This window comes from Solicola agrisoli, assembly GCF_049059935.1.
GTDB lineage: Bacteria > Actinomycetota > Actinomycetes > Propionibacteriales > Nocardioidaceae > JAURVT01.
The window spans coordinates 1-7,660 of the sequence record NZ_JBMGQR010000118.1; the positions used below are offsets into that span (position 1 = coordinate 1).

General features: G+C 68.2%; 8 protein-coding genes. 6 read left to right on the plus strand and 2 right to left on the minus strand.

Translation table 11 applies throughout. The features are described from left to right. Window positions 1–377: thiamine pyrophosphate-binding protein (locus ACI6PP_RS22335; RefSeq protein WP_421113934.1), on the minus strand; the 377-nt coding region annotated here is incomplete at its 3' end. Between the two features lie 179 nt (window positions 378–556). On the opposite strand from ACI6PP_RS22335, the gene ACI6PP_RS22340 reads away from it, so the two are divergent. The 6 genes from ACI6PP_RS22340 (at window position 557) to ACI6PP_RS22365 (ending at window position 7,088) form a co-directional block, all read left to right on the plus strand. Beyond that, window positions 557–1,378: an IclR family transcriptional regulator gene (locus ACI6PP_RS22340; protein ID WP_421113935.1), complete on the plus strand. Its 822-nt coding sequence runs from the start codon at window positions 557–559 to the stop codon at window positions 1,376–1,378. A gap of 163 nt (window positions 1,379–1,541) precedes the next feature. Beyond that, window positions 1,542–2,615 carry a substrate-binding domain-containing protein gene (locus tag ACI6PP_RS22345; RefSeq protein ID WP_421113936.1) on the plus strand — a complete coding sequence of 358 codons (1,074 nt, stop codon included), beginning with the start codon at window positions 1,542–1,544 and terminating at the stop codon, window positions 2,613–2,615. 2 nt (window positions 2,616–2,617) lie between these two features. Then, on the plus strand, window positions 2,618–4,105 hold the full coding sequence (locus tag ACI6PP_RS22350) for a sugar ABC transporter ATP-binding protein (protein ID WP_421113937.1): 1,488 nt from the start codon (window positions 2,618–2,620) through the stop codon (window positions 4,103–4,105). Further along, window positions 4,102–5,085 carry an ABC transporter permease gene (locus ACI6PP_RS22355; protein WP_421113938.1) on the plus strand — a complete coding sequence of 328 codons (984 nt, stop codon included), beginning with the start codon at window positions 4,102–4,104 and terminating at the stop codon, window positions 5,083–5,085. The genes ACI6PP_RS22350 and ACI6PP_RS22355 overlap by 4 nt, the downstream gene beginning before the upstream one ends. Window positions 5,086–5,132: 47 nt before the next feature. Further along, window positions 5,133–6,257 (plus strand): Gfo/Idh/MocA family protein, encoded by a 1,125-nt coding sequence (locus tag ACI6PP_RS22360; protein WP_421113939.1) that lies wholly within the window; start codon window positions 5,133–5,135, stop codon window positions 6,255–6,257. Window positions 6,258–6,266: 9 nt separating this feature from the next. Then, complete coding sequence (locus ACI6PP_RS22365) at window positions 6,267–7,088, plus strand: sugar phosphate isomerase/epimerase family protein (protein ID WP_421113940.1); 822 nt, start codon at window positions 6,267–6,269, stop codon at window positions 7,086–7,088. Window positions 7,089–7,455: 367 nt separating this feature from the next. Here the strand turns inward: ACI6PP_RS22365 and ACI6PP_RS22370 are convergent. Then, a partial coding sequence (locus ACI6PP_RS22370; protein ID WP_476712951.1) for an SRPBCC family protein occupies window positions 7,456–7,660 on the minus strand: 205 nt, incomplete at its 5' end.

The following is a 7,660-nucleotide window of genomic DNA, read 5'->3' on the forward strand; positions in this document are numbered from 1 at the left end:
CTGGCCGCCGCCAGGCTGCCTGCGAGCGCCTGCAGCGCCCCGGGCCCGATGGACGTGAACACGGCGGCCTTCTCTCCGGTGGCCCACCGCAACGCCGTGGCGGCGTGGGCGGCCTCGACCTCGTTGCGCACCGCGTAGGTACGGACCAGGCCCGCGTCCTGGTAGACCCGCAGGACCTCTCCCAGGTCGGTCGAGCCGTGGCCGAAGATGCCGACGAAGCGACTCACCCCCTGGCGCAACAGGCCGAGCACCACGGCCTCGGACAAGGTGAGGTGCAGTGACTCGGGCAGCGTCGAGCCTTCCAGGGCCGCCTCGATGCCCCCGGCGGCGCTGATCGCCGAAGCCCGGGCGACGCGCTCATCCACGATGTCGTTCATGGGTCGAACGCTACAACAGGGTTGCCGATGTGACTACCAGATGGGCGCCGTTGGGACGTTGACGAACGTCAAGTCGGGCCATCGCCGTCGATCTGGCCCGGATCCGTGGCGCTTCTCAGCCGTGGGGGGAGTGCGACAACGCCCTTGACGCTACGGCAATCTCTCCCTACGGTGTGAGCGTGGCAACTGACGAGAGCCGTACGCGTGGCGGCACCTTGGAGTCGGGGCTGGACATCATCGAGTGTCTGGTCGAACGACCCGACGGCGCCGGGGTGACCGAGCTGGCCGTCCTGCTGGGCATGGACAAGGGCAATCTGCACCGCCTGCTGAAGGTGCTGATCGCCCGGGGGTACGTCACCCAGCAGGTCGACAGTCGTCGCTACCGGGCGACGGCTCACGTCGTGGGCCTCGCCGGCTCGCTCCTGCGCCAGCTCGACCTCCGCTCCGTCGGGGAGCAGCCATGTGCGCAGCTGCTGGAGAGGACGGGGGAGTCGGTCCACCTGTCGCAGGTCACGCGTTCTGGGGTCGTCTACATCCTGCAGCGGCGCGCGCCGTTCCGCGTCAGCATCGCCACCGAGGTCGGAGCTCGCCCGCCGCTGCATGCGACGGCGACCGGGAAGTCGATCCTGGCCCACGTCGACGACGCCATGGCCGACGAGTGGCTCAGCGAGCCTTTCGAGAGCTTCACTTACCGCACGCACACGGATCGTGCCTCGCTCGATCGTGATCTCGAGCTCATCCGATCGCGTGGGTTCGCGGTCGACGACGAGGAGTACAACCCTGGTGCGCGCTGCGTCGCTGCGCCCATCTTCGGTCTCGAGGGCACGGTCGTCGGTTGTGTGGGCATGTCGACACCCACCCAGCGAGTGTCGATCGGAGACCTGAGCAAGCTGGCCGGCGAAGTGCTCAGGACCGCGAGGCAGATCACCGCCAACATGGGCGGCCCCGTCGACAGGCACCCCGACTCAGACCCGTGGATCGAGGACGGCGGCATCAGATGACGGCAGTTCCTCGACCCCTTGCGGTGTAGGCCCACCGCCCCACCCAGTCCCCCGGTCCCGCAACCGCTGGAACCGGTCAGCACCACCTGGTGAACACCCACATCCCTGGCAGGCGGCCACACCGGTCGTCATTCAGGCCTGCGCTGAAACAGAGGTCACAACCATGCGTATTCCCCGACCGGTACGTGTCGCCGCGGCGGCCCTCCTGTCCGTCGGACTGCTCACCGCCTGTGGGTCAGGCGGCTCGAGCAGCTCGGGTGGCTCCGGCGGCGGAGAGACCGACGATCTCACGATCGGCATCTCCTACCCGACCGCGAACAGCCCGTTCTGGAAGGCCTACAACGACTTCATCGACGACGGCGCCGACCAGCTGGGCATCACGGTCAACGCCGTCTCGGCCGACGAGAACGAGCAGAAGCAGCTCTCGGACGTGCAGAACCTCATCAGCCAGGGCGTGGACGGACTGATCATCACCCCGCAGTCCACCTCGATCGCGCCCACCCTCCTCCGCGCTGCCGCACGGGCCGATATCCCCGTGGTGGTCACCGACCGCTATCCCGGGTACGACCCCGGGACGGAGAAGGACGCCGACTACGTCGCCTTCCTCGGACCCAACGACGAGCAGGCGGGACAGGGCATTGCCGAGGCTCTCGCCGAGGCCGGGGGAGACAAGTTCCTGGCCCTGGGTGGCACGCCGGGCAACTCGGTGGCGGAGGGCCGCAAGAGCGGGCTCGAGGCCGGCATCTCTGCTGCCGGCGCCGACCTGGTGCAGTTCCAGGCCGCCGGGGACAGCGAGGAGAAGGGTCTGTCGACCACCGAGAACCTCCTGCAGGCCAATCCCAAGGGCAGCGTCAACGCCGTCTGGTGCTTCAACGACAACCTGTGCATGGGCGCCATCAAGGCCGCCAAGAACGCGGGACGTGAGGGCGACCTCGACTTCGGTGGCATGGACCTCACCCCGCAGGCCATCACCGCGATCGAGTCCGGCGACTACACCGTCAGCTTCGGCGGCCACTGGCTGCAGGGTGGGTTCGGCCTGGTCATCCTCTACGACCAGATCAAGGGCACCAAGCCCGCCGAGGGCGTGGTCAAGCTGGACCTGCTCAAGGTCGACAAGTCGAACGTCGCGGAGTTCAAGTCCAAGTTCATCGACAACCCGCCGGACTACGACTTCACCAAGCTCAGCCGGGCCGACAACCCCGACGCGACGGCCGACTACGAGATCACGCTGAACTGATCATGCCCCACCTGTTCGAGATGCGAGGACTGAGAAAGTCCTACGACGCCGTGCGCGCTCTGAGATGGGACCAGGCTACGACCATCACCCTGGACCCAGGGCAGGTCCTCGGCCTGGCCGGGGAGAACGGTGCCGGCAAGTCCACCCTGCTCGGCTCGCTCACCGGTTCGGTGCGTCTCGACGCAGGTCGATTCACCCTGGGCGGCGCGTCGTACGAGCCCGCAGGCCCGTTCGACGCGCTGTCCAAGGGGGTCGCGCTCATCCCCCAGGAGACCCTGCTGTCCCCCACCCTCACCGTGGCCGAGAACGTCCTGCTCGGACGCGAGTCCGAGTACACGTCGGCCGGCTTCATCAACGGCCGCAAGCGCGACAGGCTGGCGGCCAAGGCGCTGGGCCTGGTCGACCTCGACCTGGACATGTCGACCCTGTGCGGGTCACTGGTCATCGAGCACAAGAAGATGATCGAGCTCGCCCGCGCCCTGGCCGCCCAGCCACGTGTGCTGCTCGTCGACGAGACGTCGAACGTGCTGTCGCGAGACGGAGCGATCGTGCTCTTCGACCGGATCGCGTCCTTCGCCGAGCGAGGCGGGGCGGTCGTGTTCGTCACGCACCGCCTCGACGAGATCGTGCGCCACTGCACCGACGTGACCGTCCTCAAGGACGGCGACCTCGTGCGATCGCAACGCGTGGCCGAGACGTCCGAGGAGGAGATCGCCCACGCCATGGTGGGCCGGGCCCTGGAGGACGTCCTGCACGAGGGCACACGTCGATCCGGCGAGGTCGTCCTGGCCGTCGACGAGCTGCAGGTGCCCGGGTGCGACGCGTTCTCCCTCGACCTCAGGGCCGGCGAGATCGTCGGCATCGGCGGTCTGGTCGGCTGTGGGGCCGACTCGGTCGCACGAGCGCTCGCCGGTGTCGTCCGGACCCACGGCGGAACCATCACGCTTAACGGCGAGGACGTCACCGGGTTCGACCTGCCCGACCGCATCGGGGCTGGTATCGCCTACCTGCCGAAGGACCGCGACGAGGAGGGACTGCTCCTGGGCGCCTCCATCGCCGAGAACATCGCCCTGGGGAGCCTGGACCGGTACAGCACCTGGGGCTTCGTCCCACCTCGGGCCGGGGCGGCAGGTGCGAACGAGCAGATCGCGCTCCTGTCGATCAAGGCCGAGGGACCCGGTACCCGAGTCGGTCAGCTCTCCGGCGGCAACCGCCAGAAGGTGCTGCTGGGTCGCTTGATGCACAGAGACGTGCCCGTCCTGGTCCTGAACAACCCCACCCGAGGCGTGGACGTCGGCGCCAAGGGCGACATCTATCGACTGTTGGACGCGGCACGGGACCAGGGCAAGGCGTTGATCGTCGTCTCCGACGAGCTCCCCGAGCTGCTCCGTCTTGCCGACCGCGTCCTGATCATGCGTCGCGGTGCGGTCTCGGCCATCGAGGAGCGTCCGCTCCCGACCGAACACGAACTGATCGGAGCAATGCTGTGAGCACCACTCGAGCCCCCGAGGCGCGTTCGGCGGCCCCCACCGCGGCTCAGCGGCTGCAGCAGAGGTTCAAGTTGCAGCAGCTGGTCCCGTTCGCCGCGCTGATCATCCTGTTCGTCTTCTTCTCCCTCAACAACGGTGCCAACTTCTACTCGTCGTCCAACCTGCTGGTCGTCCTGCAGCAGACCGTCGTGCTGGCCATCGTCGCCTACGGCCTCACCTTCGTGATCGTGTCGGGGTCCATCGACCTGTCCGTCGGCTCGGTGGTGGCGCTCACCGGGGTGGTCACCGCCACCATGGCCGAGGACAACCAAGTCCTGGGCATCGCGGCCGCCCTCGCCGTCGGCGTGCTGGCCGGCCTGGTGAACGGCTTCGTGTTCGCGTACGGCAAGATTCCCTCCTTCATCGTCACCCTCGGCATGCTGCAGGCCGCACGTGGCCTCACCCTTGTGATCAGCGACGGCGCGGCACGACCGCTGCCCTTCGACGGCATCCTGGGCAATCTCGGCCTGATGCCGTGGATCCTGGTCGCCGGTGCCGTCGTCACCCTGGCCGCCGTGATCTTGTTCCAGTACACGTTGTTCGGTCGGCGGGTCAGGGCGATCGGCGGCAACGAGCGCGTCGCCACGCTGGCCGGGGTGCCATCACGCCGGCTGAAGGTCGCAGTCTTCGCCTTCTCCGGCCTGATGGCGGGGGTCGGTGGAGTCGTCCTGGCCTCGCGTTTGGGGACGGGCTCGCCGACCGCGGCGACCGGGTTCGAGCTCGACGTCATCGCCGCCGTCGTCATCGGCGGCACCCCGCTGACCGGCGGACTGGGACGCATCAGCGGAACCCTCGTCGGTGCCGTCATCATCTCCATGCTCTCGAACGGACTGGTGCTGATGGGGGTCGGTGACGCCGCCCAACAGATCGTCAAGGGCGTCGTCCTGGCCGCTGCGGTCTTCGTCTCGCTCGAGCGCGGAAAGATCGGCGTCATCAAGTAGGCGCCTGCCCCGTACTTCTCCACACCCACCCACCCGTGAGGAACCCCATGTCCAAGCAGCGCGAGCTCCGCATCGGAGTCGCCGGTGCAGGCGCCATCGTCCGGCTCTCGCACCTTCCCGCCATCACCCGAGTCCCCGGTGTCCGCGCCGTCGCGCTCGCCGACCCTGATGCCGGCCGCGTCAACCAGCTCGCCGACGAGTACGAGGCCACGGCGTACCCCAACTACACCCAGATGATCGCCGAGGCCGATCTCGACGCCGTCCTCGTCGCTGCTCCCAACCACCTGCACCTCGACATTGTCGCGAAGGCCGCAGCGCGTGGTCTTCACGTCTTCACCGAAAAGCCGGTCGCTCACAACCTCGAGGACGCCCGCGCGATCGAGGCCGCCTGCGATGAGGCGGGTGTCGTCACGCAGACCGGTTTTAACCAGCGCTACCGCGAGCCGGTCCAGCTGGCCAAGCAGGGCTTGGAGGCAGGAATGGTGGGGGACGTCCTGTCCTTCCGGTCCGTGTACTCCGAGTCCTACGCGGTCTACCCCTCGGCTACCGGCTACCGGTACGACCTGGCCCAGTCCGGTGGCGCGTCGATCCTCGACCTGGCCATCCACCGCATCGACCTCGCTCGTCACCTGGTCGGGGACATCGTTGAGGTCTGCGCCACCGTCGACCACCGGACGATCCCGCACGCCGCCGACGACAACGTGTTCCTGCTCCTGCGGTTCGACAACGGCGCGACCGGCGTGATCAGCTCCGACCGGTTCTCGCCGCAGGTCTCGAACGCCACCGACCTGTACGGCCCGGTCGGCACCATCCACCTCTCCACCGAGACCCGCAACCCCTTCCAGTCCGTGCCCATGGCCTTCTCCAGCCAGCTCCCCGCCTCAGAACTACCCGAGCCGCTCGCGAATGCGGAGTGGCCCTCCGCCTGGTGGCTGGACTACACCCCGGGTGCCTGGGTCAGCGTGAGCCCGACGCGCGGGAACCCCTACGACGCGGAGTGGACGGCTTTCGCCGCCGCAGTGGCCGGCCACGACACCCTCTCGCGCCCCACCATCCACGACGGCGTGCGGGCCCAGGAAGTCGTCACGGCCGCGTACCGCTCGGTCCGGGAGCACGGCTGGGTCTCGCTGCCCCTAACCGACGCCGCCGAGCCCGTCCCCACGTACGAGTAAGGACCCTGCATGCGCACCTCGTTCCACACCGCCACCCTGCACGAGCTGCCGGTGCTCGACGCCGTCCAAGCGCTGCTCTACGCCGGGTACGACGCCGTCGAGCTCAACGCCGAGACCCTTCCGTGGGCCGCACCACACGTCGGACCCGACACGCCCATCGACGTCCGCCAGCAGCTCAGGGCCACCGGGGCGATCTCCTCCATCGCTGCGCACCGGCCCGGGCTGGCGTCCATGAACGACGACGAACGTCGCGAGGCAATCGACTGGACCGTCGGCTGCATCCAGCTGGCCTCCGACGTCCGAGCCCCGGTCGTGCACGTTATCCCCGGCGATCAACCCGACCTCGGCACAGGTCTTGGCGTCGCGAGCGAGCCTGGGAACCTCCACGCGTTCGTCGCGTCCCTGCGCGAGATCGTTGACGCGGCGGACGGCACCGGCGTCGTCGTCGCGCTCGAGCCCATCGTCAACCAACTGGTCTCGACCACCGACCAGACATTGGCCATCCTCGAGGCGGTGCCCGGGCTGAAGGTCAGCTTCGATCCCTCCCACCTGCAGGTCACCACACACGACGTCCACGACGCCGCACTCAGGCTCGGCCCCCACACCGTGATCGCCGCAATCAAGGACGCCCGCGGTGAACCGACCGACTTTGCCTTCCTCGCACAAGGCAGGGGCGAGATCGACTTCCTCGACATGGTCGACACGCTGAGGGCTTCCGGCTTCGACGGCGCTCTGGTCGTCGAGCACGAAGCCCACCTCTTCGGTGACACCAGGAGCCCCGACCAGGTGGTGCGTGAGAGCCTGCCCGGCGCCCGAGCCCTGGCGAGTTGACGCCGGGCGGGCCTGCGACTCGACGCCTTCGAGTCGGAGGCGATACAAGTTGATGCTCCCGCCCCTCTGAACGTGTACCTGATCCGCTGACGTCCGTCCCCGGATAGGGCAAGCATCCGTGTAGGAAAGCAGTCATGCAGTGGCATCCCACGACCTGCTGAACCCGCCCGAATGGACCTGTGACGTGATCAGGGCGACCGCAGGCCTGTCCGACAGGACGCGGAACGAATTCAGTGCAGGAGATGCTCGCGGCTCTGAGCATGACGTCGTTCCACAAAGCGATCGTCCCGCGGAGAGCGATCGTGACTAATCGACCGAAGGTTCACGCCTCGCGCATGGCGACGGACTTTACGCAGCGGAGCGGCCTTCACCGGCCTCGAAGCACTTCGACTGCGAGCCGCTCGTATCCGTTCCGCAGTTCCTCCCACCGTTGGCGTGGGTTGCACCGGTCGCGTCCTGCGAGGTGGGCGGCGAGGTCTTCGACGTGGATCTGGTCGCCGGCGCCGTAGGCGGCGAGGTGATCAAGGGGAAGGCCCCGGTCTTCGACAACGAGCCTGGTGCCGTGCTCGTCG